The following is a 25,621-nucleotide window of genomic DNA, read 5'->3' as shown; positions in this document are numbered from 1 at the left end:
CCATGCTGCAACTGATCGGCTTCGATGGTGACGACACGCTGTGGCACAGCGAGGGCTACTACCGCCAGGCCGGCGAGGCGTTCGCCGCCATCATGGGGCGCTACGTGAACCTCGGCGACCAGCACGTGCATGACAGCATGCTGGCTACCGAACAGCGCAACCTCAAGCTGTTCGGCTACGGTGCCAAGGGCATGGCGCTGTCGATGGTGGAGACCGCGATCGCGGTCAGCGATGGTCGTATCTCGGCGGCCGACATCCATCGCCTGGTCGAGCTGGGCAAGACCGTGCTGCAGCATCCGGTGGAACTGCTGCCGGGTATCCGCGCGGCGGTCGAGGCGGTGGCGGGGAAGTACGAGGTGGTGCTGATCACCAAGGGCGACCTGTTCCACCAGGAGAAGAAGGTGGCCGAGTCCGGCCTGGCCGACCTGTTCCGCCGCATCGAGATCGTCTCGGAGAAGAACGCCGTTACCTACCGCCGCGTGCTGGGCGAGTTCGCGCTGCAGCCGGCACAGTTCGCCATGGTCGGCAACTCGCTGCGCTCGGACATTGAGCCGGTGCTGCGGCTGGGCGGCTGGGGCGTGCACCTGCCGTACCACGTGACCTGGGCGCACGAGCTGGAGAACGGCCTGGCCGCCGACGAGCCGCGCATGCTCACGGTGGATGCGCCGGCGGCGATCCCGGCGGCGGTGGAACGCCTGCGCGAACTGGCGAGCGCCGCCGCGTAGGGCGAACCTTGTCCGCCGCCGCGGCTAGTCGTCGAAGCCGGTGTAGTCGTCCGGGAAGATCGGCGTGCCGTCCGCTTCCAGGCCCTGCATGTCGGCCAGCGCCTTGGCGGCGGCGGCCTCGGCAATGTTCTTGTCGCGGAAGCTGCGGTTCTCGCAGATCGCGTAATACACCGGGAAACCGTGGCGGCGCGGGGTGATCGCCAGCCACGCCGCATAGCGCGAACCTTCCAGTGTGGCGCCGGAGCGGGCCAGGTAGTCGTTGAACTCGCGCTCGGCCATCGGCGGCGGCTCCGGCTGGGGTGGGGCGTGCAGTGTATCGCGTGGCCCGCTTGCCTCATCATGGCGCGATGAACGCCGACGAGCCGCCCGTGCCGCGCATCGTGCTGGACACCAACGTGTGCCTGGACCTGTTCGTGTTCCACGACGCGCAATCCGCCGCGCTGCACGTGGCGATGCAGCGCGGGACGATCGAGGCGGTGACGCGAGCAGACTGCCGCGACGAGTGGCGGCGCGTGCTGCACTACCCGCAGTTGCCGGTCACCGACGCCACCCGGCCGGCGATCGAGGCGGCGTTCGATGTGCTGGTGCGCTGCCTGCCCGACAAGCAGGCCATGGTGCCGGCCGCGCTGCCGCTGCCGCGTTGCGCCGATCCGGACGACCAGAAATTCCTGGAACTGGCGCAGGCCTCGGGTGCGCGCTGGCTGGTCAGCAAGGACAACGAACTGCTGAAGCTGGCGCCGCGCTGCGCGCGCGACGCACTGTTCTGGATCGGCCTGCCGCAGGCGTGGCCGCCGTACGAGCGTTGAGCGTCGCAGCGTCGCCGGTACGGTGCCATGGTGTACTCGCAGACCCGCTTGCCGAGATGCGCCATGCTCACCCCGCACACCATCGACTGCCCCTACTGCGGCGAACCGATCGGGATCCTGGTCGACGCCTCGATCCCCAGCCAGCTGTACATCGAGGACTGCCAGGTCTGCTGCCGGCCGATCACGCTCAGCGTGGAGATCGACGCGGACGGTGAACTGCAGGTGCGCGCGACTGGCGAGGACGAAGCCTGAAGTTGGCTCCTCGCACGGCAGGCGAGGAAGTCAGCGCTCTCTGCTCCTCCCCTGCATGGCAGGGGGAGGTTGGCGACCGCAGGGAGTCCTTCAGGTGAGGGGGTGCTCCATGCGGGCGAAAAAGAGCAAGAGCACCCCACCCCGACCCTCCCCTGCGTTGCAGGGGAGGGAGCCGCGACCTCCAGCTCCTCACCGTTATCCGGTAAATGCCGCCGACGTGACGATGCCGATGCCTTGTGCCTGCAGCGCGGCGCGGGTGGTTTCGTCGCTGGCCGGCGTCACCGGGCGGCTGAGGTGCCACAGCACGCTGGCGCGGAAGCCCAGTGCCTGCGCGTCCTGCGCGGTCCACAGCACGCATACGTTGCGCGCCAGACCGCACACGAACACCTCGTCCACGCCGCGCTCGCGCAGCCAGCCGGCCAGCCCGGTGCTGGGGCGCGCGCCGTGCGGGCCGTGGTTCTCGCGAAAGCCGCTGTAGGAATCCACGGCGCCGTCGCTGCCTTTGCGGATCACCGCGTCCAGCGCCGACCAGTCCACGCCCGGATGCAATGCGGCGCCGGGCGTCCCCTGCACGCAATGGTCCGGCCACAGTGTCTGCGACTGGCCGTACAGCGCGATCTGCTCGAACGGCGCGTGGCCCGGGTGCGAGCTGGCGAACGAGACGTGTCCGCGCGGGTGCCAGTCCTGGGTCGCCACCACGTGACGGAAGCGGCGCGCGCGCAGCAGTGCGTCGAGGCCCGGCACGATCGCGTCGCCCTCGTGGCAGGCCAGCGTGCCGCCGGGCATGAAGTCCGGCTGCACGTCGACCACGATCAGCGCGGCATGGGGTGAGAGGGGCTGGCTCATGGCGTGGCAGGCGCAGGGAGGGTCCGCCCAGTCTAGCGCGCGCGCCGCGATGCGCCGGCATGACCCATAATGCGCGCTGCGGCGGCAATACGAATCAGGGGCAGGCGATGCAGTACGACCAGTCGTGGATGGGTTACGGGATCGTCGGCGGGCTCCAGGCCGGCCTGATCTCGGCGGCGGCGGGACTGCTGCTGTTTTTCGGGTTCCACTGGCTGGGTCGGCGCAACGGCTGGAGCTGGGGCCAGAAGATCGGCTGGTCGTTCCTGCTGGCGACCGCGCTGACCGCCGGTGGCGATCTGTGGAACCTGTTCTATTTCAATTACGGCCGGTTGCAGTCGCTGCAGCTGCTGAAGGTGAAGCTGGCCGAAGTGCACGACCCGGACCACATGGGCCTGCGCGCGCTGTGCGAATTGCTCGGCGTGGCGCTCGGCATCTACCTCGGCTGGGTAGTCGCCAGCGGCGACTGGCGTCGCCGCTTCGGCGGGCGCAGGTAGCGGTTCCTCAGCGCGCCGGCAGGCGGTGCGCGAACATCCACGGCCACAGCGACGCGGTGGCGTAGGCCTGCGGCCAGGAGACGTGGCCGACGCCCGGGAATTCGGTGTGGCGCACCTCGCTGCCGCGCGCCTGCAGCGCGGCGTCCATGCGGCGCGATTCCGCCGGCGGCACCACGTCGTCATCGGCGCCGTTGAAGATCCACGTCGGCAGCGCGCCGATGTGTGCGGCGACCCAGGCGTAGCGGTCGCCGACGTCGGCGGGAATGCCCACCACCTGCAGCTCGAGGCTGTCGTTCGGGTGACGGATGCCGCCGCAGATGATCGCGGCGGCGGCGAACATGCCGGGGTGATCCAGCGCGATCTGCCAGGCACCGTAGCCGCCCATCGACAGGCCGGTGAGGTAGAGCCGCCGGCGGTCGCCGTGCCATTCGCCGAGGCTGTCGTCGAGCGCCTTGAGTGCCATTGCCTCGATCGCACCGTTCCATTGGCTGCCGTCAGGCGCCTGCGGGATCACCACCACGGCCGGGAAATCCGCGCCGTGCTGCACCAGCCAGTGCGGCAGGCCCTGGCTGAGCTGGGCGCGGTTGTCGCTGCCGCGCTCGCCGCTGCCGTGCAGGAACAGCACCACCGGCCAGTCGCGTTTGGCCGTCCAGCCTTCCGGCACGAACACCTGGTAGCGGTAGCTGACGCCGTGCAGCTGCAGCGAGCGTTCCACGAAGCGCGGCGCTTCGCCGGCGCGGGCGGCCACGCCGGTGGCCATCAGGCAGAGCAACAGGACGAGTCGGTGCATGAGTGTTCCTACAGCAGGGGGTCGAACAAGCGTGCCACATGCATGGCCACCCGGTGCAGGTAGGGTGCCTCGCGGTATTCGCGCTCGTCGATCGCTTTGGCGCGGGTGAAGTCGGCGTTGAACATCGCCGCCACCTCGGCGGCGAAGGCATGGTCCACCGCCAGCGCGGCGACCTCGAAGTTGAGCCGGAACGAGCGGCTGTCCAGGTTCAGGCTGCCGATCGCGGCGGTGTCGCGGTCGATCAGCAGCGCCTTCTGGTGCAGGAAGCCGGGCTGGTAGCGGAACACGCGGATGCCGGCGCGCACGGCGGCGTAGGCGTGCAGGGTGGAGGCGAGGAACACGGTGCGGTGATCCGGCCGTGCGGGGATCAGCACGCGCACGTCCACTCCGCGCAGCACGGCCAGCTGCAGCGCGGCGCGCACCGCGTGGTCGGGCACGAAGTACGGTGTGCTCAGCCAGACGCGCTGGCGCGCTGCGTTGATCGCGGCGGCGAAGAACAGCGAGCCGGTCTCCTGCGGGTCGGCCGGGCCGCAGGCCACCACCAGTGCGCTGGCGTTGCCGTCGGCGGGCGGCACCGGGCACAGCGGCAGCGCCGTGCCGGTGATCCAGTGCCAGTCGTCGGCGAACAGCTGCTGCAGGTCGGCCACCGCCGGCCCGGCGAGTTCCAGCTGGGTGTCGCGCCACGGCGCCAGCGGCGGCTTCAGGCCCAGGTATTCGTCGCCCGCGTTGAGCCCGCCGACGAAACCGCGCGTGCCGTCCACCACCAGGATCTTGCGGTGGTTGCGAAAGTTCAGCTGGAAGCGGTTGCGCCAGCGGCGCGTGGCGAAGCGGTGGATCGCCACGCCGCCGGCGCGCAGGGTCTCGACGTACTGCTGCGGCAGCGCGTGGCTGCCGATGCCGTCGAACAGCACGCACACGCGCACGCCGGCGGCGGCGCGCTCCAGCAGCACCTGCTGCAGGCGCCGGCCGAGCGTGTCGTCGTGGATGATGAAGAACTGCACCAGCAGGCTGTGCCGGGCGCCGGCCATCGCGCCGAGCATGGCCTCGAACGCGGCCGTGCCGTCGATCAGCAGGCGCAGCCGGTGGCCGCTGCGGAACGGCCGCCGCTGCAGCGCGCTGATCGCGGCGTAGCGCTCGCAGCCCGGGTCGACCGGCGCCGCGGCGTCGGCCGTGGTGGACAGCGCGGGCGCCGCCGGCGCGCGGTGTCCGGCGCGGTAGCCGAGGAAGCGGCTGGAGCCCAGGTACAGGTAGGGCAGCAGGGTCACGTAGGGCAGCAGCAGCAGGCCGAGCGTCCAGCCAACCGCGCCCTGCGGCGTGCGCATGTGCATCACCGCATGCATCGCCGCGAACAGGCCCAGCAGGTGCGCCGCAGCGATGCAGGCGGTGAGCAGGCTGGCGGTCATCGCGGGCCACTCGATGGCAACGCCGGGCATGTGGAGATCATGAACAGGCGCTCAGCCGCCCAGCAGCTGGTCGGCCAGGTGGCGCGCCTGCTGGCGGATTTCCGGCATCGCGGTGGATTCCCACAAGGTGCCGCGCAGCAGGCTGCCGATGGCGAATAGGTTCGGCCAGCAGCGCTCGCCGTGCCGCAGGTGGCCGTCGCTGTCGGCCTGCACGCCGAGGCCGAGCGGGTCGGGCGCGATATGCGCGTTGGTGAGCAGCTGGCTGAGCAGCCGGTGGTTGCAGCGGCGCAGATCGGTTTCCAGGCCCACGGTCTGGATCACCAGCTCGGCGTCCAGCGTGTGGGTCGCGCCGGCGTGGCCCACGGTCAGTTGCAGCGCATCGCCGGCGAGCTCCACCGCGTGCACGCGTCCGCACTGGCGTTGCAGTCGGGCGTCGCGTTCGAGCGCAGCGATCGCCTCGCGTACCTGCGGCGGCATGCGGTGGCGCACGCGCTCCCATGCCCAGCGCGCGTGGCGCATGAAGCGCGCGCGCTGCTCCGGCGACAGCTCGGCCCACAGTGCCGGCAGGTGCGGGCGCAGGCTGTCGACGACGGTGCGCCACTCGCCTTCCTGCGCGATCGCCTCGCGCAGCAGGCGCATCCAGCGGTGGATCTCCGGCGCGTCGCGCATCGCCTCGACCAGCTCGGCGCCGTCGCCGCTGGGGGCGGCGGCTGCGGGCAGGTGCGCCGCCGGCAAGCTGCCGTGACGGGAGATCGCGACGAATTCGGCCTGCGGCCACTGCATGGACAGCTCCAGCAGCACGTCGACCGCGGTCAGCCCCAGCCCGATCAGCACGACCTTGCGCGGCGGCGGTTGCAGCTCGGCGGCACCGGCCAGCAGCGGCCACGGGTCGACCACGTAGCGACCGCTGGCGAGCGCGGCGGCGCCGACGCCGGCCAGCGGCTGCGGCGGCAGCGCGCCCAGCGCCAGCACGGCGGCGTCGGCCCGATGGCTTTCTTCGCCGTGGATCACGGTGACGCCATCACGCTCGGGCACCAGCGCATCGACCGCGAACGGGATGATGTTGACGTGGTGCCCGCGCGTCTTGCCATGCCGCAGCGCGCGCGCCACCTCTGCCTCGAGGTAGTCGCCATAGCGGCGGCGCGGCAGGAAGTCGGTGCCGGCGACGGCGGGGTCGTCGCGCTGCACGAAATCCAGGAAGCCGCGCGGCCTGCCGGCGAACATGCTCATCGAAGCCGCGCGCACGTTCAGCAGATGGCGCTCCGACATGGTGCCGTAGGCCACCCCGCGCGCCGGCGCGCCTCCGCCGGTGAACCAGTCCAGCTGCAACGGCTGCGCCGCCGCACGCTCCAGCAGCTCGCTGAGCAGCGTGGCGGCCGCGGCGCCGCCGCCGATGATGGCGACCCGTCGAAACATGGACTCCCCCGTGCGTGCGGTGGCGGGCGGGTCAGCCGGACAGGCGGCCGGCGATGGCGTTGCGTCGTGGCGGCGCCATCCAGCGGCCGGCGGGTTCGGCCTGCGTGCCGATGACGTGCCCGGCCAGCTCGCCGCCGTAGACGTGCAGCGAAAGCGCGGTGTCGTGCCGCGACAGGTTGCGGCAGCGGTAGGCCTGCGCGCAGTCGCTCTCGAACCAGAAACCGTCGCCCGGGCCGAGCCAATGGCGGCCATACAGGCTCAGTTCGCCGGAATCGGCGCGGTCGTACGTCTGCACCTCGAGCGCGCCCACCAGGGACATTTCCAGACCCCACCGGCCGCTGTGGTCGTGCACCGGCGTGGCGTGGTTCGGCGGCCAGGCCAGCACCAGCACGCTGACCGGCGGCTTGTTGCGCTCGGCCAGCTGCCAGCGTTCGAAACCGTGCCGGCGCCGCCGCAGGTCGGCCAGCCGGGTGGCCAGCGCCGAGGCATCCTGGTGCACCACGCGACCCAGTTCGCGCGCCATGGTGGCGAGATCGGGGTGTTCGACGCCGGTGTGCTCGAGCGCGATCGCGCGCAGAATTTTCAGGAGATGCTGGTACTTGCCCATGCGTTGAACCTGGCAGGGTGAACAAGTGCCAGTGGAGCATGCATATCGTTAAAGGTGCGTAAGCCAATAGTGTTTCGGCGGCACCGGCGCGGGGCGCCCGGCTGGCGCGTTCGCCGGCCGGGCGCCAGCAGCGAAAGTGCTAGTCGCGCAGGTCGAACGTCACCGGCACCCGCGCCCATGCGCGCACCGGCTGCCCGTCCACCATCGCCGGCTGGAATTGCCAGCCGGCCAGCACCTGTTCGGCGGCGCTGCGGTCGAGCAGCAGGTAGCCGCTGCCACGCTCCACCGACACCTGCACCGGCTTGCCGGTTTCATCCACCAGCACGCGCAGCAGCACCGTGCCGTGCATGCGCTGCTGCAGGGCGCGGGTGGGGAAATGCAGCGGCGCCGAGCGATAGGCCAGGCTGGCCTCGACTGGCGCCGCCGCGGCCGGGCCGGGCGTGGCCGCCTTCGGCAGCAGGCTCGGGGCCGCTGGCGGCGCGGCGACGTTGCCTGCGGCGGCGGGCGCAGCGGCTGGCGGACTGCTCGGCAGCGGCCGCGGGTGCGCGACGGGCGCGGCGGGCGGGTGCGGTAGCGGTTTCATCGTGACCGGCGGCAGAGGCGGGGGCGGCTTCGGTTCGTCCAGACGGAGCGTGGGTATCGGGTTGATCTGTTCGATCGCGTGGAAAAACGCCGGGGCGCTCGGCCGCGAGGCGATCACGATCACGGCCAGGTTGAGTGCGATCGCCGCGCTGATGGCGGCGATGCGGTCGGGGTGGGGACGATGAGCAACGGCCAGGCTTGCGGACGACATGGCGACCTCCTGACAGCGATGGGCTGGATGCATCCGTGCACGCTGCGCGGGGGCGCAGGGGGATCGTGGGGACGCGCCTGCAGGCTATGCCCGGCGCGAATTTCCGCGCAAGTGGCCGTCCAGAAGGCTATTCGTCGAAGGGCGGTTCGGTGCGCCGGCCGGCGCGGCAGGCGGCCGTGCGGACGGCTGGGTGCGGCCCACCGCGAACGGGTTCCGGCTGCGATCACGGACCGGGGCGGGCGTGGATTCGCGGCGGCCGGGCGTGCGGTGCGGTGCCTTGAAGCCAATCGTTGCGCAGCTTCCCGCATGGCGTGGAAGGCGCAAGCGGAGCAATCGTAAGATCTTGCAAACGAGAATAAATATCAATATCGTCCTATGCCCAACCGGGCCGATGTGCCCGCCCATCCACCCAAGGCAGCTCCATGTCCAATCCAAACCCTCTCACTGCGGCGCTCGCTGCGGCGCTGCTTCTCGCGTTCGCCCCGCCCGTCGTCGCCGGATCCGCGTCGGGTCCGGAACAGGCCACCAATCTCAAGCCGGTCAATGTCCGCGCGGCGAGTGTCGACGGCTACGCGGCGGCCGGTACCGACACGGCGACCCGGACGCGTTCCCTGCTGCGCGATATCCCGCAGTCGATCACGGTGGTGACCGGCGACCTGATCCGCGACCTGGCGATGACGAGCATGGCCGACGCCGTGCGCTACATGCCCGGCGTCGGCATGGGGCAGGGCGAGGGCCACCGCGATGCGCCGATATTGCGCGGCAACGGCTCCACCGCCGATCTGTTCATCGACGGCATGCGCGACGACGTGCAGTACTTCCGCGACCTGTACAACATCGAACGGGTGGAGGCGCTGAAGGGGCCGAACGCGATGATCTTCGGGCGCGGCGGTTCCGGCGGCGTGCTCAACCGGGTCAGCAAGGCGGCCGATGGCCAGCAGCACCGCGAGCTGTCGCTGCAACTGGGCGAGCAGCAGCGCCGGCGCCTTACCGCCGACTTCGGCGAGCCGGTCGGGGACAGTGCCGCGTTCCGTGTGACCGGGCTGTACGAGGATTCCGGGAGTTACCGCGACGGCGTCACGCTGAAGCGCTACGGCATCAATCCGACGCTCGCGTTGCGCGCCGGCGAGCGCACCCAGGTGACGCTGGGCTACGAGCACTTCCGCGACGAGCGGGTCACCGACCGCGGCGTGCCGTCATACCGGGGGTTGCCGCTGCCCACCGCCGCCTCGACCTTCTTCGGCGATCCGCGGCAGAGCCCGACCTGGGTCACGGTGGACGCGTTCAATGCCCTGGTCGACCACGATTTCGGCAACGGCGTGAGCCTGCGCAACCGCACCCGCTACGCCGACTACGACAAGTTCTACCAGAATGTATTTCCCGGTGCGGTCAACGCCGCCGGCACGCAGGTGTCGATCTCGGCCTACAGCAATGCCACCCGGCGCCGGAATCTGTTCAACCAGACCGACCTTACGTATGAACTGGTGACCGGCGCAGTCCACCACACCCTGCTCGGCGGACTCGAGCTGGGCCGCCAGAGCACCGACAATTTCCGTCGCACCGGCTATTTTGGCGGACCCGCCTTCGCCGGGACTTCGGCCAGGGTGCCGGTGTCGGACCCGCGCTACACGCTGCCGGTCGATTTCCGGCAGAGCGCGACCGACCCCAGCAATCACGGCATCGCCAAGGTCGCCGCGCTGTATCTCCAGGACCAGATCGAGTTCTCGCCGCAATGGCAGGCGGTCCTCGGTCTGCGCTACGACCGCTTCACGGTCGATTTCCACGACCATCGCAGTGGCCAGGATTTCTCCAGCACCGACAACCTGGTGTCGCCGCGCGCGGGCCTGGTCTACAAGCCGGTTGAACCGCTGTCGCTGTACGCCAGCTACAGCATCGCCCACCAGCCACGCGCGGGCGAGCAGCTCACCTCGCTTACGCTGGGCAACCGCACACTGGAGCCGGAGCGGTTCACCAACCGCGAACTCGGCGCGAAGTGGGATGTGAGCCCCGCGCTGGCGCTGACCGCGGCGGTCTACCGGCTCGACCGCAGCAACGTGGCGGTGACCAACCCGGCCTGGGACCCGGCGACCAACCCGGGTGTGCCGCAGTCGCTGCTGGTGGACGGCCAGCGCATCAAGGGCGTCGAGCTCGGTTTCAGCGGCAGGCTGACTTCGGCGTGGAGCGTCATGGGCGGCTATGCCTGGCAGGAGGGCGAGATCACCAGGCCGTTGTCGCCGAGTCTCCCCGCCGGCACCCGGCTGGCGCAGTTGCCCAAGCACAGTGCCTCGCTGTGGAACCGCTACGACTTCACTCCGATGTGGGGTGCGGGCATCGGCGCGATCCATCAAGGGTCGGTGTTCGCCTCCACCAGCAATAAGGTGACGCTGAAGGGCTATACCCGCTACGACGCGGCGGTGTTCCTGACGCTGAGTCCGCAGCTGCGGTTGCAGCTCAATGTCGAGAATCTTTTCGACAAGCGGTATTTCGTCAGCGCGCACAACGACAACAACATCACCCCGGGTTCGCCGCGCGCGTTCTACCTGGGGGTGAACGTCAGGCTCTGAACCATGGCGAGGCGGGCAGTGCAGGTCCGCCTCGCCGAATGCCATGGCCTTTGGCGGGAGGGGCATGGGGAATCGGTATTCCCGCGTGGGATTGTCGCCGGTAGGCAAGCGCCGGTGCGCCCGCTAAGGTAGGCGCGAACCGGATCCGGGAGCCATGCCATGTCCACCTCCGTCGCGGCGATTCCCCGTTACAGCTTCGGCGACGAGCTGGCCAGCAGCATCGTGCATGGTCTCGGCATCGTGCTCAGCATTGCCGGGCTGGCGACGCTGGTGGCGTTCGCCGCGCTGCACGGCAATGCGCTGACGGTGGTGGCCTGCGCGGTGTTCGGCACCTCGCTGGTGCTGCTGTACACCGCCTCCACGCTCTATCACTCGATCCCCGTGGCGGCCGCAAAGCCGACGCTGCGTGCGCTCGACCACATCGCGATCTACGTGCTGATCGCCGGCACCTACACCCCGTTCACCCTGGTGGCTCTGCCGGGGGCGTGGGGCTGGAGCCTGTTCGTGGCGGTGTGGGCGCTGGCACTGGCCGGCAGTGCGCTGGAGCTGGGCCTGCTCGGGCGTTACCACAGGCTGGCGGTGCTGCTGTACGTGGGCATGGGCTGGATCGGCATGGTCGCGTTCAAGCCGCTCAGCGAGCATCTGCAGACCGGCGGCATCGTGCTGCTGCTGGCCGGCGGGCTGGCTTATACGCTGGGCGTGCCGTTCTACCTGTGGCGGCGGCTGCCGTACCACCACGCGCTGTGGCACGTATTCGTGCTGGCCGGCAGCGTGCTGCACTTCCTCGCTGTGTTGCTGTATGTGATTCCCGACCCGGCATGAGCGTGCCGCCGGGCCTCGCGGCGCTGCGCCGCGAACTGGAAGATGCGGCCACCCACCTGGGCCGTCCGCACGAGTTGCGCTTCCAGCCGATGTTCGGCGCGCTCATGGCCTACCTCGACGAGCAGCCGTGCGCGTGGCTGACGCCAGGCGGGCTGGCCCTGAAACTGGCGCCCGCCGACCAGCCGGTGCTGCTGCGGCTTGCAGGCACCGCGCGGCTGATCGCGAAACCCGGCGCGGCGCCGAGCCGGCACTACATCGTGCTGCCCGCCGCGCTCAGCCGCGACACCGTGCAGCTTGCCGGCTGGCTGGCAAAGAGCGCGCGGCGCTGATGCTCAGAGGGTGTCGACAAAACAATCAGCTTGCGAGTCTAGTGGCGAGGATACGCGCTTCGACTAACCAGACCCAAGCCACCGGTGCCCATGCGGAGCGATCATGGTGCACCATCAGTCGCCGGGCGCGCTCGTTCCAGGCATGGGTGCGCTCAACCACCCAGCGTTTGGCAAGGACGACGAAGCCTTTGGCCACGGGGTCGGGCAGTAGCGGAAGCTGTGCACCCTGCCACGATCCCGTGTTGCGGTTTTGCGGGTGGCGAACGATCTCGACCTTCAAGCTCGGGTGCGCGGCCTCGATGCCTTCCTTGCACTTGCCGGCGTAGGCGCCGTCGGCATAGAGCTTGAGCAGTCCAGGAACCTTGGCAACGGCTTGATCCACAACGGCGGGCGCGGCATCGCGATCCTGCACACTGGCGGCGGTCACGCTCACCGCCAACAACCACCCGAGCGTGTCCACCAACAGGTGGCGTTTGCGACCCTTGACCTTCTTGCCGGCGTCGCGTCCAGTCATGCCGCCTTGCGCGCTGCTGCGGTTGCTTTGTGCGTCGATCACGCCGGCCGTGGGCTCGGGCTTGCGGCCTTCGCGTTCCCGCCACTGGGCGCGCAGACGATCATGCATGGCTTCGAACAAACCGGCCTTCGCCCAGCGGCTGAACGTCTTGTGGACACTGGCCCACGGCGGGAAGCTCTTGGGCAGCAAGCGCCAGGCGCACCCCGTGCGCACCACATAACAACAGGCGTCGACGACGCGTTTGCGCGCATAGCTTACGGGCCGCCCCTGCCCGCCATCGCGCTCGAACAAGTCAGCCACCCACGCCCATTCCGCGTCGGTCAGGTCGGTGTTCATGCCGCTGGCACCTTCCTTGCGCCGATGCCTTGCCGTATAGCCATAGCGTTGGGGTGCACCATCCGCCGGCGTGGGTTCCGGCTTGGCGATGGCAGGCTTCGCCTTGTGGATACCGGCCTGCCGCAGCGCCTTGCGCACCGTGGCCGAACAGACCTTGACCTTCGTTTGCTCACGCAACGCGCCGGTCACCTCGTCCAAGGTCGCGTGCGGCGATGCCTTCACGATGGTACGCAAGGCGGTGACATGCCCTGCGTTCAGGCTCGGCTTGCGCCCTCGTTTCACCGGCGTCGCCTCGGTCTTGCTCATTCAAACCCGCCCAAAGTGCCTGTTTACGGCATGTTCGCAGCCTATTTTTGTTTTGTCGACACCCTCTCAGAGCTTGTGAAGAAAACCACATCCTGTGGTTTTCTTCGATCGCGAGTCCGGTACACGCCCGGACTCGCTCACATGAAACAGTCATGTGTGACTGTTTCATGCCCGGCCCTCGTGGCCGGTCTGAGAGGTTGAATAGTCACAACCTCTCAGTGCTTGCGCTGCGCCGGCACGAACTGGGTGCGCACCGCTTCGGCCAGCTGCTCCGGCGGCAGCAGGCCCTGGCCGATCACGAAGTCGTTGAAGGCCAGGCGGTCGAACTTCGGACCCAGCGCCAGCTCGGTCTGCAGGCGCAGCTGCTGCAGGCGTAGGTAGCCGTAGAAGTACGCGGTGGCCTGGCCGGGCGCGCGGAACGTGTAGCGGTTGATCTCCTGCCGTGCCATCGGCTCGGACAGGCCGACCTCGCGCACCAGCACCTGCTGCGCGCGCTCGGGCGTGATCAGGCCCAGGTTGAGCATCGGATCCAGATACGCGCGGGCGGCACGCTGCAATCTTGCCTGCAGTGCGGCGAACTGGCCGGCCGGCGGCTCATACGGCAGCATCTCGGACTCCGCGTACAGCGCCCAGCCTTCCACGTTGACGCTGTTGAAGGCGAACAGGCTGCGCGCCAGCGATACGCCGCGCTCGACCATTGCGGCGAACTGCAGCTCGTGGCCGGGCCGGCCTTCGTGCGCGGTCAGCGTCCACGCGGCGGCCTTGAAGGTGAAGTCGTCGTAGGCCTGGCTCTTGTCGCCGTTCGCCGCCGGGTTGCCCATGGTCAGCACGAAGGTGCCGCGCTCGCCGTGATTGTTGAGGAACGGCGGCGGGTCCATGTGCGGCGCCGGCTGTGCCGCGGATTCGGCCTCCGAAGCCACGCGCATCTGCATCTGGCGCTGCGGCAGGGTGACGATGTGTTCGCGGCGGATGATGTCCTCGATGTGGCCGAGCACCTCGTGGTACCACGGTTCGACCTGGTCGCGGGCAAGCTGCTGCTGCTTCAGCGCCTTGAACACGTCACGATAGTCGGTGGCGTGGATGCCCTCGGCCTTGGCCACCGCCGGCGCCATCACCTGCATCATGCCGCGCAGCTCCATGAACTCGAGCTCGGCCTGCTTCATCAGCTGCTCGGGCGGGATGTCGATGCCGACCTGCCGCAGGCGGTAGGCGTACAGCGGCTCGGGCAGGCGGAAGTCGGTGCGCGCGTGCGGCAGCACGGTATGGCGCACCCAGGCGTCGTACTGCTTCAGCTGGGCATCGAGCGCGTCGAGCGCGGCCTTGCCCTCGGGCGTGTCGAGCTTGTACTTGGCGAACAGCTGGCGGATGCCTTCGACGTAGCGCGGCGTGTTGGCGAGCTTCTGCTCGACCTCACCCTGGTAGGGGCCGAGCAGCGCCTTGTTGCCCAGCCGGGCCGTGGTCAGCGCCTTGGCCTGCTCGGTGACCGGCGTGCAGCCGGGCGCCTTGCCGACGTAGCACTGCAGGCGCGCGAGCGCGGCGGGACGGCGCGCGACGTCGACGTCGTCCTTGAGCAGGACGAACTCGCCGTTGAAGACCAGCGCGCCGACGTCCTGGTAGGGCAGCAGGTATTTGCGGTCGAGGTCGATGCCCTCGATCCGCTGCGCGGTGGTCTCGATCATGATCTTGAGGTCCCCGCGCACGTTCGGGTCCTGCTCCGTGGCGAGCAGCTTGCCGAGCCTGTCCCTGGCTTGCACCAGCGCGGCGCGCGAGCGCTCGTCGATGCCGGGCTTCAGGTCCGCCACCTTGCTGTCATAGCCGGGCAGGCCGACCTGGCTGGCAAACTCCGGGTTGAAGCGGGCGATGGTATCCAGCAATACCTTGGCGTCGGCGTTGCTGCGCTCGATCCATGCGGCGGGGGCAGCCTGCGCGTGCAGCGCTCCGGCGAAGGTCAGCGTAGCGGCCAGGGCGAAGGCCGGGATCTTGCGCATGGGTTTTCCTCCGTGGATGACCGGCGCAGCGTAACCGGTGGCGGCCGCGGCGCGCCCGTGCCGGAGGTCTAGAACAGCATGGCCAGGCCGAACAGGCCGACCATCAGGAACGAGATCACCAGCTTGACCAGGGTGCCGGCGAGCAGCCCGAGCCAGGTGCCGGCGCCGACGTGGGTAGAGCGCAGCACGCTGGCGCCGGCGCTGAGCTCGCCCAGCAGCGCGCCCACGAACGGCCCCAGGATCAGCCCCGGGATGCCGAGGAACATGCCGACCACGGTGCCGAGCGTGGCGCCCCACAACGCGCGCGGACTGGCGCCGACCCGCTTGGCGCCCAGCGTGCCGGCGACGAAGTCGACCAGCACGCCGAGCGCACCGAGCACGCCGATCACCAGCAGCCAGGCCAGGCCCAGGTGTTGGTAACCATCGAGCGCGGCGACCAGCCAGATGCCGCCGAAGATCATCGGGATGCCCGGCAGCATCGGCAGCACGGTGCCGGCGAGGCCGCCGAGGATGAGCAGTGCAGCGAGCAGGTAGAGCGCGATTTCCATCGGCAGTTTTCCCGGTTGGTCGCGCCCGATGTGCGGGTGTTTGCCCGCGTGGACAAGCGCCGCACCCAGGCGGAGCGCAGCGGGGCTGTGGATGGGCCGTTGAAGCGTACCGCGCCCTACTTCTCCACGAACGCCCGCTCGATCACGTAGTCGCCCGGCTCGCGTGTGCGCGACGAGGCGTGGAAGCCGCGGCCGTCGAGCAGGGCGCCGAGATCCTCCAGCATGGCCGGGCTGCCGCACAGCATCACGCGGTCGGTGGCCGGGTTCAGCGGCGGCAGGCCGGTCGCCGCACCCATCGTGCCGTCAACGGTCGCATCGGTGATGCGGCCCTGATGGCGGAACGGCTCACGCGTCACGGTGGGGTAGTAGATCAGCTTCTCGCGCACCAGTTCGCCCAGGTAGTCGTGCTGCGGCAGCTGATTTTCCAGGTAGTCGGCGTAGGCGAGGTCCTCGACCCGGCGCACGCCGTGGGCCAGCACGATGCGGTCGAAGCGCTGGTAGGTGTCCGGGTCGCGGATGATGCTCATGAACGGCGCCAGCCCGGTGCCGGTGCCGAGCAGGTACAGGTACTTGCCGGGCTTGAGGTCGGTCAGCACCAGCGTGCCGGTGGGTTTGCGCGTGACGATCAGTGGGTCGCCGGGTTGCAGGTGCTGCAGGCGCGAGGTCAGCGGGCCGTTCGGCACCTTGATCGAGAAGAACTCCAGGTGCTCCTCCCAGCTGGCGCTGGCGATGGAGTAGGCCCGCATCAGCGGACGGCCTTCCGTCTCCAGCCCGATCATCACGAACTGGCCGCTGTCGAAACGGAAGCCGGGGTCGCGCGTGGTGCGGAAGGAGAACAGGCTGTCGTTCCAGTGCCGCACGTCGATCACGTGCTCGGTTGCCATTGCCACCATGGTTGGTCGTCTCGCCTTGTTGCGCTGTCGGATGCCGGGGAAGTCGTACGCCAGACCACCCGGCAGGCCGGTGGCGGGGACTCGCGGGGAGGGCGGCCGTGGCCGCGGTGCCTTGCGAGCGCCGGGATGGACGCGGCGACAACTGCCTAGGATACGCGAGCGACCAGGAACGCGCCTGCCCGGCCGCGATGGCGAGGCGATCCGCGACATCGTGCCGCGTCGCCGCCCCTGGTTCGAATCGCTGTGCAGTTGCCGCAGGCGAATACTGCGGTGAGAAAGACCGCGAAGGCGGACAGGTAGGTACGGCGGAGCGCGCGGGAATAGGAGCAAACGCCGGGGTGACGTAGCATTCATCCCGCAAGCCTCCTCGAGATGTTCCGACATGACCGAAAACCACCGCCGTGCCTCGCCCTGGCAGCTTTCGGTGGCCCCCATGATGGACTGGACCGACCGCCACTGCCGCTACTTCCACCGGCTGCTGTCGCCGCGCGCGCGGCTGTACACTGAGATGGTGACCAGTGCGGCGCTGGTGCGCGGGAAACAGCTGCGCCTGCTCGAGCACAGCCAGCAGGAACACCCGCTGGCGCTGCAGCTGGGCGGCAGCGAGCCGCGCGAGCTGGCGCAGGCGGCGCGCTTCGGCGCCGAGGCCGGCTACGACGAGATCAACCTCAACGTGGGCTGCCCGTCGGACCGCGTGCAGTCGGGCCGCTTCGGCGCCTGCCTGATGCGCGAGCCGGTGCTGGTGGCCGACTGCGTGAAGGCGATGCGCGATGCGGTCAGCGTGCCGGTGACGGTGAAGTGCCGCATCGGCGTGGACGACCAGGACGCCTATGCCGATCTGCAGCAATTCACCGAGCTGATGCTGGAAGCCGGCGTCGGGGTGCTGGTGGTGCACGCACGCAAAGCGTGGCTGAAGGGCCTCAGCCCGAAGGAGAACCGCGAGGTGCCGCCGCTGGACTACGAGCGGGTGTACCGGCTCAAACGCGAGTTTCCGCAGCTGGTGGTGGTGATCAACGGCGGCATCACCACGGTGGCGCAGGTGCGTGCGCACCTGATGCGGCTGGACGGGGTGATGCTGGGCCGCGCGGCGTACCACGACCCGTACCTGCTGGCCCAGCTCGAGCATGCGCTGCACGGCGAGCCGCTGCCTGATCGCGAGAGCGTGCTGCAGCGCCTGCGGCCGTACGTGGAGGCCGAGCTGGCGCGCGGCACCGCGCTGAAGCACATCAGCCGGCACCTGCTTGGCCTGTACCAGGGCGAGCCGGGCGCGCGCACGTTCCGTCGCACGCTCAGCGAGGGCGCGCACCTGCCTGGCGCCGGCTGGGCGCTGCTGGAGCAGGCGATGGCGCCGTGCGCGGCGGCGGCGTGACAGCCACCGCCCGTCCGGTCAGTATTCAGGCCTGATTGTCTAGGCTGGCCGCACCGGCAGTTGCCGGGGCGGTGACTTTACCCATGACGACGCACAAAAACTTCATCCCTGCTCTGCTGATATCGCTGCTTGCCGGCGCTGCCGGGCTGGCCGTGGCGCAGTCGGCCGAGTCGACGGTGACGCTGGACCAGGCGGTGCTCCAGGTGCAGCAGGAGACCGGCGGCAAGATATTGTCGGCCGAGCAGCGGGGGGTCGGGCGCCGGCAGGAGTACCGCATCAAGGTGCTCACCGCCGACGGCCACGTCAGGGTGATGGTGGTCTCCTCCGAATCGGGCAAGAATCCGTCATCCGCCCAGTCAACCAAGAACCCGCCCGCCAAGAGCGCGGGCCGCAAGGAGAAACGCTGATGCGCATCCTGTTGGTGGAGGACGAGGCGCCGTTGCGCGAGACGCTTGCGGCGCGCCTGAAACGCGACGGCTTCGCCGTCGACGCGGCGCAGGATGGCGAGGAGGGCATCTACCTCGGTCGCGAGGTGCCGTTCGACCTGGCGATCATTGACCTGGGCCTGCCCAAGATGTCCGGCATGGAGCTGGTCAAGGCGCTGCGTGAACACGGCCAGCGCTACCCGATCCTGATCCTCACCGCGCGCGGCAGCTGGCAGGACAAGGTCGAGGGGCTGAAATACGGCGCCGACGACTACCTGGTCAAGCCGTTCCACGTCGAGGAACTGCTGGCACGCATCAACGCGCTGGTGCGCCGCGCCAGCGGCTGGTCGAAGCCGATCCTGGCCTGCGGCATGATCAAGCTGGACACCACCGCGCAGACGGTGACGGTGCAGGGCAGGCCGGTCGACCTGACCAGCTACGAGTACAAGGTGCTGGAGTACCTGATGCTGCACGCCGGCGAGCTGGTCTCCAAGGCCGACCTCACCGAGCACATCTACCAGCAGGATTTCGACCGCGACTCCAACGTGCTGGAAGTGTTCATCGGCCGCCTGCGGCGCAAGCTCGATCCGGACGGCACCCTCAAACCCATCGAGACGGTACGTGGACGCGGATACCGCTTTGCCATCCCGCGCACCGACGGCGACGACGAATGAGCGTGGATCGCCGCGCCGCCCGCTGTCGCTGGCGGCACGCGCGGCGATCGCCACCACGTTCGTGCTGGCCGGGTTCCTCGGTCTGGTCGGGCTGACCCTGACCCAGACCAACAAGGCGCGCGCGCTGCGCACGCTGCACGACCGGCTGGAGAATTTTGCGATCGCGTACATCACCGGCACCGACGTGAACCGGTACGGCCGGCTGCTGCCGCCGGAGACCTTGCCGAACCCCAACTTCTCGCGGCCGGGCTCGGGCCTGTACGCGGTGGCGCTGGGCGACCATGGCTTCCACTGGGAATCGTCCTCGGCGATCGGCCGCGACTTCACCTTCCTGAAACTGCTGGAGCCGGGCCAGAGCCAGTTCGTGGGACCGGTCGAGACCCGCATGGGCCGGCTCTACTACTACAGCTACGGCGTGGCGCTGGACACCGTGGAAAAAAAATCGGTGCGGCTCACCGTGATGGTGGCGCAGACCGAGGACCAGCTCGAGGGCGAGAACGCGGTGTTCCGCCATACCCTGGTGATCTGGCTGTCGATCCTCGGCGTGATGCTGATCGCGCTGCAGCTGCTGCTGCTGCGCTGGAGCCTCACTCCGCTGCGCAAGGTGGCCAGCGACATGAGCCGGGTCGAGCGCGGTGACAGCGAGCAGCTGGACAGCCAGTATCCGCTGGAGCTGACCGGCCTGACCGAGCGCATCAACGCCTTCATCACCAACGAACGTGAGCAGCGCACGCGCTACCGGCACACCCTGGCCGACCTCGCGCACAGCCTGAAGACGCCGCTGGCGGTGATCCGCTCGCAGCTGGAATCGCCGACGGCGGGCGACGAGGCGGCGCGCCGCGCCAGCGTGCTCGACCAGGTGCGGCGGATGAACGAGCTGGTCGCCTACCAGCTGTCGCGCGCGGCCACCTCCGGCCGGCAGACCTTCGCCAGTGCGGTGCCGATCGCCGGCCATGCCGAGGATCTGGTGCAGGGCCTGGAGAAGGTTTACGCGGCCAAAAATGTTCTCTGCGAATTCGACATCGAGGACGGCGCGGTGTTCTACGGCGAGCAGGGCGACCTGCTGGAGCTGATGGGCAACCTGCTGGAGAACGCGTTCAAGTGGGCCGGCCATCGCGTGCTGCTGGTGGTGAAGATGCAGCCGCGGCCCGGGCGCCAGCGGCCCGGCCTGTGGCTGGGCGTGGAGGACGACGGCCCGGGCATCGCCGAGGACCAGATCGAGAAGGTGCTGCAGCGCGGCGTGCGCGGCGACGAGCGGGTGCAGGGCCACGGCATCGGCCTGTCGATCGTGCAGGACATCGTGCATGCCTACCAGGGCGAGCTGGTGGTCGACCGTTCGCCGGAACTCGGCGGCGCGCGCTTCAGCGTGAAGCTGGCGGCGAGCTGAGGCGACAGAGCGGAGCGGTTGCGGATGCTCCGTCGCGGCGCTCAACGCGCGCGGCAGTAGCCCGCCGGCGCGCGGCCCTCGGCCGGCGAGCGGCCATAGAACATTTCCAGCAATTCGGCCACCGCCGGTTCGGCCTCGCGCAGCAGCGCCGGTTGCGAGTAGTGCATCTCGCTGACCACGGCGAAATACTCGGCGGCGCTTTCGGTGGCGTAGTGGTCGATCGGGCTGTTGCAGTGCTCCGCCGGCGTGGCGACCAGGCGGTCGTAGGCCTGCTGAAACTGCCCGATCCAGCGCCGCCGCGGGATGTCCACCAGCGGCGGCACGCCATCGGGCGGCCCGTCGAGCATGTCCAGCTTGTGCGCCATCTCGTGCACGACCACGTTGTAGCCGTCCCACGGCTGCTCCAGGTCCAGCTGCACGTCGGCCAGCGACAGCACCAGCGGGCCGCGTTCCCACGCCTCGCCGATGCGGATCTCGTCGCCCTCGGTGACCACTCCGGTGCGGTCGTCGTGGTGGCTGCGGCGCACCTTGAACTCGCCGGGGTAGATCAGCACCTCGCGCCAGCCGCGCAGGCTGGCGCCGCCTTGCCGCAACGCCGGCAGGCAGGCCTGCATGGCGATCAGCAGGCGCCAGTAGTCGTCCAGCACGGCGCCGGCCAGGGCATGGAAGTGCTTGCGCGCCAGGAACAGGGTGGACAGCTGGCGCAGCTGCTGCTGCCGTTCGGGGTCGAGCCGGTGTGCCAGCGGGCAGCCGGCCAGTGCGCGCCGCCACAGTGGATCGGCGATCGGCGCCGGTTCAAAACGCGCCTGCAGCGATTGCCACCATGGACCCGGCATGACGCCGAGCGTTACTGGATCGAGCCTGGCAGCAGCGATTGCCAGCCCAGGTGCGGCCGGCGGGCCGGCGTTGGCGTGGAGGAGCCGCCGCCGGAACGGGTGTTGCCGTTGCCGGAGCTGCTGCCGGTACTGTCGTTGTTGCCGGCCGGCGGGCAATCGCGGTTGAGCCCCAGCACATCGCCGCCGCTGCAGCTGGCGTCATGCGAGCTGGCGTTGTCGAGCGTGGCGTGTGAGGAGCTGTCCAGGTCCTGGGTGGCGTCCAGGCTGCTGGCCGTGGCACCGCCCAGCCCCGCAACGCACAAGGCGCAACCGATAAGCCAATGGGTGGCACGCATGGCGATCGAACTCCCTGACCTTCAAGCGAAGACTCCGATCGTCGCAGAAACACCGAGGCCGTACCAGTGCTGCCGAGCCGCCCGCGGCTGCCGCAGGGCCGGTCGGGCGGGCTAGAATCCGCCGATGTCCGAGCTGCCCCGCCATCCCCCACATTGTCCCTCGCCCGCTGCTGCTGGCGGGGCCGACTGATGCAGCCGGCGCAATTGCTGGCCCTGCTGGCCGAAGGCGAGTCGTTGTCCGGCGCCGGCCTTGCCGCACGGGCCGGGGTGACCCGCGCGGCGATCTGGAAGCAGGTCGAGGCTCTGCGCGCCCGCGGCGTGCCGGTCGAGGCACGGGGCACGGCCGGCTACCGGCTGCCGTGGCCGCTGCAGATGCTGGATGCGGGCCAGATCCGCGCCGCCCTGCCGGCACCGCTGGCGCGCTCGCTCGGTGCGCTGGAGGTGCATTGGGAGCTCGATTCCACCTCCAGCGAACTGCAGCGTCGCGGCCACGCGGCGAAGGACTTCAGCATCGTGCTGGCCGAGACCCAGCAGGCTGGCCGCGGCCGGCGTGGGCGCGGCTGGCTGTCGCCGCCCGGGCTGAACCTGTACCTGTCCTGCCTCAAGCGTTTCGAGTCCGGATTTGCCGCGCTGACAGGGTTGTCGCTGGCGGTCGGCGTGATCGTGCTGCGCGCGCTGGAGACCCTGGGCATCGCCGGGGCCGGGCTGAAATGGCCGAACGACCTGCTGGCCGCAGGCGAGCGCCACGGCGGCGGCAAACTGGGCGGCATCCTGGTCGAGCTGAGCGGCGAATACCAGGGCCCCTGTGCGGCGGTCATCGGCATCGGCCTCAACCTGCGGCTGACCCCGGCGTTGCGTGAACAGGCGGGCCAGCCGGCTTGCGACCTGGCGACTCTCGCCGGCGGCACGCCGCCGGATCGCAACCGTGCGGCGGCGGCGTTGATCGCCGCCCTGGTCGAGGGCTTGCGGCAGTTCGAGCGCGACGGCTTCGCCGCGTTCAGCGCCGACTACGCGCGCCACGATCTGCTGCGCAGTCAGCCGCTGCGGCTGAGCGGGGCGCTGGGCGCGTTCGACGGCGTGGGCGCCGGCGTAGACGGGCGCGGCGCGCTGCAGGTGCGCATGGCCGACGGCAGCGTGCGCCGGATCGACAGCGCAGACGTCACGGTACGCCGCGCATGAGGCTGCTGCTCGACCTCGGCAACACGCGGCTGAAGTGGGCGCTGCAGGCGCCGCCGGAGGGCTGGCTGGCGCGCGGCGCGGTGGATTGGCAGGAAGCTGACCCGATGGCCGCGCTGGCATCAGCCTGGGCCGGTCTGCCGCGGCCGACGCGGGTGCTTGCGGCATCGGTGGTCGATGCCGCGCGCGAAAGCCAGGTGGCCGCGACGACACAACGGGTGTTCGGCTGCGCGCCGACCTGGCTGCGCACCCCGGCGCGAGCCTGCGGCGTGCGCAACGCCTACGCCGAGCCGCAGCGGCTCGGCGTGGATCGGTTCCTCGCGATGGTGGCGGCGCATGCCGACGGCCACGCGCCGTGCGTGCTGGCCGGCGTCGGTACCGCACTCACGCTGGACGCCCTGGCGGCCGATGGCCAGCACCTGGGCGGCCTGATCGCGCCGGGTCCGCTGCTGATGCAGCAGTCGCTGCGGGGCGCCACGGCGCAGGTGCGACCGGAGCGGCCGGGCGCGATCGTGGATCTGGCCGACAACACCGCCGATGCGGTGGCCTCGGGCTGCTGGCACGCGGCGGCAGCGCTGGTCGAGCGCTTCACCACGCGTGCGGCGGCGCGGCTGGGTACCACGCCGCAACTGATCCTCGGCGGCGGCGACGCCGCTTCGCTGCTGCCGCTGCTGTCGCTGCCGGCGCGGCTGGGTCCGGACGGCGTGCTGCGCGGCCTTGCCGTGTGGGCCGATGCGCCATGACGTCGTCCGTCTAGAATGATGGCCGCTGCCGTTTGATGGAGGTTCGATGTTCCTGCGCCTGCTGTTCGTGTTGTTGACCGCGCTGAATATCGCGGTGGGCGCCTGGCTGTTGCTGGGGCAACCGTATGCCCGCGGCGGCATGCCCAGCGATCCCGGCGTGACGGAACTGCGCCTGCTGTCGGAATTGCCGGTTCCCGGTCCGGCGGCGGCGGCGACGGCGGCGATCCCGGCGGCGGCAACGGCAGCCGTCCCGGCCGCGGCGACCCCGCCGCGCCATCTCAGCTACAGCTGCCTTGCGCTCGGCCCGTTCGCCACTCCGCAGGATCTGCGCAGCGCGCGCCAGGCGCTGTCCGCGCAGACCGTGCGCATGCGCTCGCGCCAGGAACAGGCCAGCCAGACCAGCGGCTGGTGGGTCTACCTGCCGGCCGCCGGCAGCCGCGCGCAGGCGCTGGCGGTGGCGCGCCAGCTGGCGGCGCGCAACATCGACGACTACTTCGTGGTCAGCGCCGGCGACCAGCCCAACACCATCTCGCTGGGTCTGTTCAAGGACCCGGCCAATGCGCGCAAACGCCGCGACGAGGTCACCGCGGCCGGCTTCCCTGCGCGCATGAGCGAGCGCAGCGAGAGCGTACCCGAGTACTGGCTGGACCTGGTGGTCGCCGACGGCGGCAACTTCGACTGGCGCAGCCGCGTGCGTACCGCGGGCATCGATGCGCGCGGCACCGGCTGCTTCTGAACCGCCCCGCGATGCGGCCTGCTAGAATCCCCCGGCCTCGCCGGCATAGCTCAGTTGGTAGAGCAACTGATTTGTAATCAGTAGGTCCCCAGTTCGAATCCGGGTGCCGGCACCACTTCGCAAGCATCCGCACTCCACTCGAGTGGACTTTGCCGTGCCGACAGCCTTGTGGCAACCGCATCGCCGCGTGCTCCAGGCTGAACGCTTCACGCCGGCCTTAACGAGATCGTCGCGGTCTGTCTACTTTCGCCCATTCAGGCTCGGCATCGCCGGGGGGTACGCGCGAGGGCACATCATGGGTACGCTTTACGTGGTGCAGGGCTTTCACGAGGTGGACGGCGACATCGTCGCGGACAAACCGATCCTTCACGGCATGGAACAGCTGGCGCGCACGCGCGGCGAGATGTTGGCCGGGCAACTTGACGGCGTGCTGGTTTATGCACAGGCGGCGGACGTTGACCGCGGCGAGTATTCGGAGCCAGTCATCCTCGCCCGTTATGGCTGGGTGCCGCATCCCGAACAACAGAGTCTTTGCCAGGCCGGCTGAGCCAAGGCAACCAAACGGCAGCCGGCCATCGGCCGGGTCTCCCCTCGAGGGGCCGGGTGCGTACATCGGTCGTAGGGGTGCGCCGACATACACGGCGCGCCGCCCAATGCAGACTGGACAAATACCGGAGTCGCCGATCATCCGTCGGCCGGGGGCGCACGGGTGGGACTCCGGCACCGCTGGCCCTGGGAGTGCGGCGATGCGCATGGTTCTGACGATCAAGGAAAACCGCCACGGCATGTGGTGCATCTGCAGCGGGGAGGCAGTGCTGTATGACAAGCTGCCCTTCGCACGTGCGATCCGGCTGGCGCGCGGACTGGCTCGTGAGGAGCACGCCAGCTCCGGCTGCGTAGCCAGTGTCGAACTGGCCTGCTCGGAATTCACCATCGCCCTGGCGCACTATGTGGGCGGCGTCAGCCCGCGCCGCGTCGCGGCCTGACGGCGCCGATTCGTCGCGGTACCGTGTGTCGTCGCACCATGTATCGCCGTCGGCGGTGCCAGATGGGGGCTGCTGCCGGCGGTGACTGGCGGTTGCTGCGCGTGAACATGCGCGTGGCGTAAAAGCTTGCTAGGATCGACACCGTGGCTGCGCAGGGGCAGTCCGGGGTGATTGACATGCAAACACTTATTACGCATTCCGCCTTCTGGCGTGGAGTGTCGTTGTTTGCAGGGACGCTGTTGGCGAAAGTGGTCCGGAATACCAGATCCGCCGTTTCACCGTCCCGGAGTGCCAGGGAGCTGGTGTCATGGAATCCGGGGGCGCATTCGCGTCGCGAGGACGAACTGGCGCGAAGTCGCCAGACGGAATGCCACTGACGGGCTGCGTCGGCCGGACTGGCGCGCCGTTTCGCAGGAGCTGACGCACTGACGCACTGGTCGTGAATACGACCGCCGCGATCGTGCGCGGCGATCCGGCAACGTCGCCGGTTGCGTTCCGCTAAACTTCGGCTTGTTCGCGGCG

General features: G+C 69.7%; 29 protein-coding genes and 1 tRNA gene. 17 read left to right on the top strand and 13 right to left on the bottom strand.

What is annotated here, in order from left to right; genetic code table 11:
* The first annotated feature begins 2 nt into the window (after positions 1 to 2).
* Positions 3 to 725 carry an HAD family hydrolase gene (locus LRK53_RS17490; protein WP_027493364.1) on the top strand — a complete coding sequence of 241 codons (723 nt, stop codon included), beginning with the start codon at positions 3 to 5 and terminating at the stop codon, positions 723 to 725.
* A gap of 24 nt (positions 726 to 749) precedes the next feature.
* Here LRK53_RS17490 and LRK53_RS17485 read toward each other — a convergent pair whose 3' ends face one another.
* Positions 750 to 1,004: a hypothetical protein gene (locus LRK53_RS17485; protein ID WP_027493365.1), complete on the bottom strand. Its 255-nt coding sequence runs from the start codon at positions 1,002 to 1,004 to the stop codon at positions 750 to 752.
* Positions 1,005 to 1,072: 68 nt separating this feature from the next.
* Here LRK53_RS17485 and LRK53_RS17480 point away from each other — a divergent pair, with 68 nt between their 5' ends.
* Together LRK53_RS17480 and LRK53_RS17475 are read left to right on the top strand one after the other, a co-directional pair.
* A complete protein-coding gene (locus LRK53_RS17480) occupies positions 1,073 to 1,531 on the top strand; it encodes a putative toxin-antitoxin system toxin component, PIN family (RefSeq protein WP_027493366.1) in 459 nt (152 codons plus the stop codon).
* A gap of 63 nt (positions 1,532 to 1,594) precedes the next feature.
* Entirely contained in the window at positions 1,595 to 1,783 is a 189-nt protein-coding gene (locus LRK53_RS17475; RefSeq protein WP_027493367.1) for a CPXCG motif-containing cysteine-rich protein, read from the top strand.
* 195 nt (positions 1,784 to 1,978) lie between these two features.
* On the opposite strand, the gene LRK53_RS17470 is transcribed toward LRK53_RS17475, so the two are convergent.
* Complete coding sequence (locus tag LRK53_RS17470) at positions 1,979 to 2,629, bottom strand: nicotinamidase (RefSeq protein ID WP_027493368.1); 651 nt, start codon at positions 2,627 to 2,629, stop codon at positions 1,979 to 1,981.
* A gap of 59 nt (positions 2,630 to 2,688) precedes the next feature.
* Between LRK53_RS17470 and LRK53_RS17465 the strand changes: the two genes are divergently transcribed.
* Positions 2,689 to 3,123: a hypothetical protein gene (locus tag LRK53_RS17465; RefSeq protein WP_235642411.1), complete on the top strand. Its 435-nt coding sequence runs from the start codon at positions 2,689 to 2,691 to the stop codon at positions 3,121 to 3,123.
* A 7-nt stretch (positions 3,124 to 3,130) separates the two neighbouring features.
* On the opposite strand, the gene LRK53_RS17460 is transcribed toward LRK53_RS17465, so the two are convergent.
* From LRK53_RS17460 to LRK53_RS19275, 5 genes are all read right to left on the bottom strand, one after another.
* The gene (locus LRK53_RS17460) at positions 3,131 to 3,913 is read right to left on the bottom strand and encodes a carboxylesterase family protein (RefSeq protein WP_037090097.1); all 783 of its coding nucleotides are present in this window, start codon (positions 3,911 to 3,913) and stop codon (positions 3,131 to 3,133) included.
* Positions 3,914 to 3,921: 8 nt separating this feature from the next.
* Complete coding sequence (gene cls / locus LRK53_RS17455) at positions 3,922 to 5,316, bottom strand: cardiolipin synthase (RefSeq protein WP_027493371.1); 1,395 nt, start codon at positions 5,314 to 5,316, stop codon at positions 3,922 to 3,924.
* A gap of 51 nt (positions 5,317 to 5,367) precedes the next feature.
* The gene (locus LRK53_RS17450) at positions 5,368 to 6,732 is read right to left on the bottom strand and encodes an FAD/NAD(P)-binding protein (RefSeq protein WP_027493372.1); all 1,365 of its coding nucleotides are present in this window, start codon (positions 6,730 to 6,732) and stop codon (positions 5,368 to 5,370) included.
* 31 nt (positions 6,733 to 6,763) lie between these two features.
* Positions 6,764 to 7,339: a cysteine dioxygenase gene (locus tag LRK53_RS17445; RefSeq protein WP_027493373.1), complete on the bottom strand. Its 576-nt coding sequence runs from the start codon at positions 7,337 to 7,339 to the stop codon at positions 6,764 to 6,766.
* A gap of 139 nt (positions 7,340 to 7,478) precedes the next feature.
* On the bottom strand, positions 7,479 to 8,132 hold the full coding sequence (locus LRK53_RS19275) for an energy transducer TonB (protein ID WP_027493374.1): 654 nt from the start codon (positions 8,130 to 8,132) through the stop codon (positions 7,479 to 7,481).
* Between the two features lie 422 nt (positions 8,133 to 8,554).
* On the opposite strand from LRK53_RS19275, the gene LRK53_RS17435 reads away from it, so the two are divergent.
* The 3 genes from LRK53_RS17435 to LRK53_RS17425 all read left to right on the top strand — a co-directional run bounded on the left by LRK53_RS17435 (position 8,555) and on the right by LRK53_RS17425 (position 11,847).
* Positions 8,555 to 10,696, top strand: coding sequence for a TonB-dependent receptor (locus LRK53_RS17435; protein ID WP_027493375.1), 2,142 nt, complete (start codon positions 8,555 to 8,557; stop codon positions 10,694 to 10,696).
* 159 nt (positions 10,697 to 10,855) lie between these two features.
* A complete protein-coding gene (gene trhA, locus LRK53_RS17430; protein ID WP_027493376.1) occupies positions 10,856 to 11,518 on the top strand; it encodes a PAQR family membrane homeostasis protein TrhA in 663 nt (220 codons plus the stop codon).
* The gene (locus tag LRK53_RS17425) at positions 11,515 to 11,847 is read left to right on the top strand and encodes a hypothetical protein (protein ID WP_027493377.1); all 333 of its coding nucleotides are present in this window, start codon (positions 11,515 to 11,517) and stop codon (positions 11,845 to 11,847) included. The genes trhA and LRK53_RS17425 overlap by 4 nt, the downstream gene beginning before the upstream one ends.
* A gap of 25 nt (positions 11,848 to 11,872) precedes the next feature.
* Here LRK53_RS17425 and LRK53_RS17420 read toward each other — a convergent pair whose 3' ends face one another.
* The 4 genes from LRK53_RS17420 to LRK53_RS17405 form a co-directional block, all read right to left on the bottom strand.
* Positions 11,873 to 13,003, bottom strand: a complete 1,131-nt coding sequence (locus tag LRK53_RS17420; RefSeq protein WP_235642382.1) for an IS5 family transposase — start codon at positions 13,001 to 13,003, stop codon at positions 11,873 to 11,875.
* Positions 13,004 to 13,218: 215 nt separating this feature from the next.
* On the bottom strand, positions 13,219 to 14,991 hold the full coding sequence (locus LRK53_RS17415) for a DUF885 domain-containing protein (protein ID WP_027491576.1): 1,773 nt from the start codon (positions 14,989 to 14,991) through the stop codon (positions 13,219 to 13,221).
* A 68-nt stretch (positions 14,992 to 15,059) separates the two neighbouring features.
* Positions 15,060 to 15,539, bottom strand: coding sequence for a DUF456 domain-containing protein (locus tag LRK53_RS17410; RefSeq protein WP_027491575.1), 480 nt, complete (start codon positions 15,537 to 15,539; stop codon positions 15,060 to 15,062).
* A 116-nt stretch (positions 15,540 to 15,655) separates the two neighbouring features.
* Positions 15,656 to 16,432, bottom strand: a complete 777-nt coding sequence (locus LRK53_RS17405) for a ferredoxin--NADP reductase (protein ID WP_235642409.1) — start codon at positions 16,430 to 16,432, stop codon at positions 15,656 to 15,658.
* A gap of 382 nt (positions 16,433 to 16,814) precedes the next feature.
* Here LRK53_RS17405 and dusA point away from each other — a divergent pair, with 382 nt between their 5' ends.
* The 4 genes from dusA to LRK53_RS17385 all read left to right on the top strand — a co-directional run bounded on the left by dusA (position 16,815) and on the right by LRK53_RS17385 (position 20,287).
* Positions 16,815 to 17,801: a tRNA dihydrouridine(20/20a) synthase DusA gene (dusA, locus tag LRK53_RS17400; RefSeq protein WP_027491573.1), complete on the top strand. Its 987-nt coding sequence runs from the start codon at positions 16,815 to 16,817 to the stop codon at positions 17,799 to 17,801.
* An 83-nt stretch (positions 17,802 to 17,884) separates the two neighbouring features.
* Positions 17,885 to 18,208, top strand: a complete 324-nt coding sequence (locus LRK53_RS17395) for a PepSY domain-containing protein (RefSeq protein ID WP_027491572.1) — start codon at positions 17,885 to 17,887, stop codon at positions 18,206 to 18,208.
* The gene (locus LRK53_RS17390) at positions 18,208 to 18,900 is read left to right on the top strand and encodes a response regulator transcription factor (protein ID WP_027491571.1); all 693 of its coding nucleotides are present in this window, start codon (positions 18,208 to 18,210) and stop codon (positions 18,898 to 18,900) included. Before LRK53_RS17395 ends, LRK53_RS17390 begins: the two co-directional genes overlap by 1 nt.
* A complete protein-coding gene (locus LRK53_RS17385; protein WP_027491570.1) occupies positions 18,866 to 20,287 on the top strand; it encodes an ATP-binding protein in 1,422 nt (473 codons plus the stop codon). The genes LRK53_RS17390 and LRK53_RS17385 overlap by 35 nt, the downstream gene beginning before the upstream one ends.
* Before the next feature lie 41 nt (positions 20,288 to 20,328).
* On the opposite strand, the gene LRK53_RS17380 is transcribed toward LRK53_RS17385, so the two are convergent.
* Both LRK53_RS17380 and LRK53_RS17375 read right to left on the bottom strand, forming a co-directional pair.
* Positions 20,329 to 21,123, bottom strand: a complete 795-nt coding sequence (locus tag LRK53_RS17380) for a M90 family metallopeptidase (RefSeq protein ID WP_037088901.1) — start codon at positions 21,121 to 21,123, stop codon at positions 20,329 to 20,331.
* A gap of 11 nt (positions 21,124 to 21,134) precedes the next feature.
* Positions 21,135 to 21,458, bottom strand: a complete 324-nt coding sequence (locus tag LRK53_RS17375) for a hypothetical protein (RefSeq protein WP_027491569.1) — start codon at positions 21,456 to 21,458, stop codon at positions 21,135 to 21,137.
* Between the two features lie 189 nt (positions 21,459 to 21,647).
* Between LRK53_RS17375 and LRK53_RS17370 the strand changes: the two genes are divergently transcribed.
* The 6 genes from LRK53_RS17370 to LRK53_RS17345 all read left to right on the top strand — a co-directional run bounded on the left by LRK53_RS17370 (position 21,648) and on the right by LRK53_RS17345 (position 25,099).
* The gene (locus tag LRK53_RS17370; RefSeq protein ID WP_027491568.1) at positions 21,648 to 22,637 is read left to right on the top strand and encodes a biotin--[acetyl-CoA-carboxylase] ligase; all 990 of its coding nucleotides are present in this window, start codon (positions 21,648 to 21,650) and stop codon (positions 22,635 to 22,637) included.
* A complete protein-coding gene (locus tag LRK53_RS17365; RefSeq protein WP_027491567.1) occupies positions 22,634 to 23,377 on the top strand; it encodes a type III pantothenate kinase in 744 nt (247 codons plus the stop codon). Before LRK53_RS17370 ends, LRK53_RS17365 begins: the two co-directional genes overlap by 4 nt.
* 46 nt (positions 23,378 to 23,423) lie before the next feature.
* Positions 23,424 to 24,113 carry an SPOR domain-containing protein gene (locus LRK53_RS17360; protein WP_027491566.1) on the top strand — a complete coding sequence of 230 codons (690 nt, stop codon included), beginning with the start codon at positions 23,424 to 23,426 and terminating at the stop codon, positions 24,111 to 24,113.
* 39 nt (positions 24,114 to 24,152) lie between these two features.
* Positions 24,153 to 24,228 (top strand) — tRNA-Thr (locus LRK53_RS17355).
* Positions 24,229 to 24,408: 180 nt separating this feature from the next.
* Positions 24,409 to 24,660 carry a hypothetical protein gene (locus LRK53_RS17350; RefSeq protein ID WP_027491565.1) on the top strand — a complete coding sequence of 84 codons (252 nt, stop codon included), beginning with the start codon at positions 24,409 to 24,411 and terminating at the stop codon, positions 24,658 to 24,660.
* 199 nt (positions 24,661 to 24,859) lie between these two features.
* Complete coding sequence (locus LRK53_RS17345; protein ID WP_027491564.1) at positions 24,860 to 25,099, top strand: hypothetical protein; 240 nt, start codon at positions 24,860 to 24,862, stop codon at positions 25,097 to 25,099.
* Positions 25,100 to 25,621 lie beyond the last annotated feature (522 nt).

It is taken from the genome of Rhodanobacter thiooxydans (assembly GCF_021545845.1).
Classification (GTDB): Bacteria; Pseudomonadota; Gammaproteobacteria; order Xanthomonadales; family Rhodanobacteraceae; genus Rhodanobacter.
The sequence above is the reverse complement of the archived record's forward strand: the minus strand, read 5'-3'. Positions and strand labels throughout refer to the sequence as shown.

Coding starts and splice junctions, on each gene's coding strand:
- LRK53_RS17490 (WP_027493364.1), top strand. CDS start 3: ATGCTGCAACTGATCGGCTTCGATGGTGACGACACGCTGTGGCACAGC.
- LRK53_RS17485 (WP_027493365.1), bottom strand. CDS start 1,004: ATGGCCGAGCGCGAGTTCAACGACTACCTGGCCCGCTCCGGCGCCACA.
- LRK53_RS17480 (WP_027493366.1), top strand. CDS start 1,073: ATGAACGCCGACGAGCCGCCCGTGCCGCGCATCGTGCTGGACACCAAC.
- LRK53_RS17475 (WP_027493367.1), top strand. CDS start 1,595: ATGCTCACCCCGCACACCATCGACTGCCCCTACTGCGGCGAACCGATC.
- LRK53_RS17470 (WP_027493368.1), bottom strand. CDS start 2,629: ATGAGCCAGCCCCTCTCACCCCATGCCGCGCTGATCGTGGTCGACGTG.
- LRK53_RS17465 (WP_235642411.1), top strand. CDS start 2,689: ATGACCCATAATGCGCGCTGCGGCGGCAATACGAATCAGGGGCAGGCG.
- LRK53_RS17460 (WP_037090097.1), bottom strand. CDS start 3,913: ATGCACCGACTCGTCCTGTTGCTCTGCCTGATGGCCACCGGCGTGGCC.
- cls (WP_027493371.1), bottom strand. CDS start 5,316: ATGACCGCCAGCCTGCTCACCGCCTGCATCGCTGCGGCGCACCTGCTG.
- LRK53_RS17450 (WP_027493372.1), bottom strand. CDS start 6,732: ATGTTTCGACGGGTCGCCATCATCGGCGGCGGCGCCGCGGCCGCCACG.
- LRK53_RS17445 (WP_027493373.1), bottom strand. CDS start 7,339: ATGGGCAAGTACCAGCATCTCCTGAAAATTCTGCGCGCGATCGCGCTC.
- LRK53_RS19275 (WP_027493374.1), bottom strand. CDS start 8,132: ATGTCGTCCGCAAGCCTGGCCGTTGCTCATCGTCCCCACCCCGACCGC.
- LRK53_RS17435 (WP_027493375.1), top strand. CDS start 8,555: ATGTCCAATCCAAACCCTCTCACTGCGGCGCTCGCTGCGGCGCTGCTT.
- trhA (WP_027493376.1), top strand. CDS start 10,856: ATGTCCACCTCCGTCGCGGCGATTCCCCGTTACAGCTTCGGCGACGAG.
- LRK53_RS17425 (WP_027493377.1), top strand. CDS start 11,515: ATGAGCGTGCCGCCGGGCCTCGCGGCGCTGCGCCGCGAACTGGAAGAT.
- LRK53_RS17420 (WP_235642382.1), bottom strand. CDS start 13,003: ATGAGCAAGACCGAGGCGACGCCGGTGAAACGAGGGCGCAAGCCGAGC.
- LRK53_RS17415 (WP_027491576.1), bottom strand. CDS start 14,991: ATGCGCAAGATCCCGGCCTTCGCCCTGGCCGCTACGCTGACCTTCGCC.
- LRK53_RS17410 (WP_027491575.1), bottom strand. CDS start 15,539: ATGGAAATCGCGCTCTACCTGCTCGCTGCACTGCTCATCCTCGGCGGC.
- LRK53_RS17405 (WP_235642409.1), bottom strand. CDS start 16,432: ATGGTGGCAATGGCAACCGAGCACGTGATCGACGTGCGGCACTGGAAC.
- dusA (WP_027491573.1), top strand. CDS start 16,815: ATGACCGAAAACCACCGCCGTGCCTCGCCCTGGCAGCTTTCGGTGGCC.
- LRK53_RS17395 (WP_027491572.1), top strand. CDS start 17,885: ATGACGACGCACAAAAACTTCATCCCTGCTCTGCTGATATCGCTGCTT.
- LRK53_RS17390 (WP_027491571.1), top strand. CDS start 18,208: ATGCGCATCCTGTTGGTGGAGGACGAGGCGCCGTTGCGCGAGACGCTT.
- LRK53_RS17380 (WP_037088901.1), bottom strand. CDS start 21,123: ATGCCGGGTCCATGGTGGCAATCGCTGCAGGCGCGTTTTGAACCGGCG.
- LRK53_RS17375 (WP_027491569.1), bottom strand. CDS start 21,458: ATGCGTGCCACCCATTGGCTTATCGGTTGCGCCTTGTGCGTTGCGGGG.
- LRK53_RS17370 (WP_027491568.1), top strand. CDS start 21,648: ATGCAGCCGGCGCAATTGCTGGCCCTGCTGGCCGAAGGCGAGTCGTTG.
- LRK53_RS17365 (WP_027491567.1), top strand. CDS start 22,634: ATGAGGCTGCTGCTCGACCTCGGCAACACGCGGCTGAAGTGGGCGCTG.
- LRK53_RS17360 (WP_027491566.1), top strand. CDS start 23,424: ATGTTCCTGCGCCTGCTGTTCGTGTTGTTGACCGCGCTGAATATCGCG.
- LRK53_RS17350 (WP_027491565.1), top strand. CDS start 24,409: ATGGGTACGCTTTACGTGGTGCAGGGCTTTCACGAGGTGGACGGCGAC.
- LRK53_RS17345 (WP_027491564.1), top strand. CDS start 24,860: ATGCGCATGGTTCTGACGATCAAGGAAAACCGCCACGGCATGTGGTGC.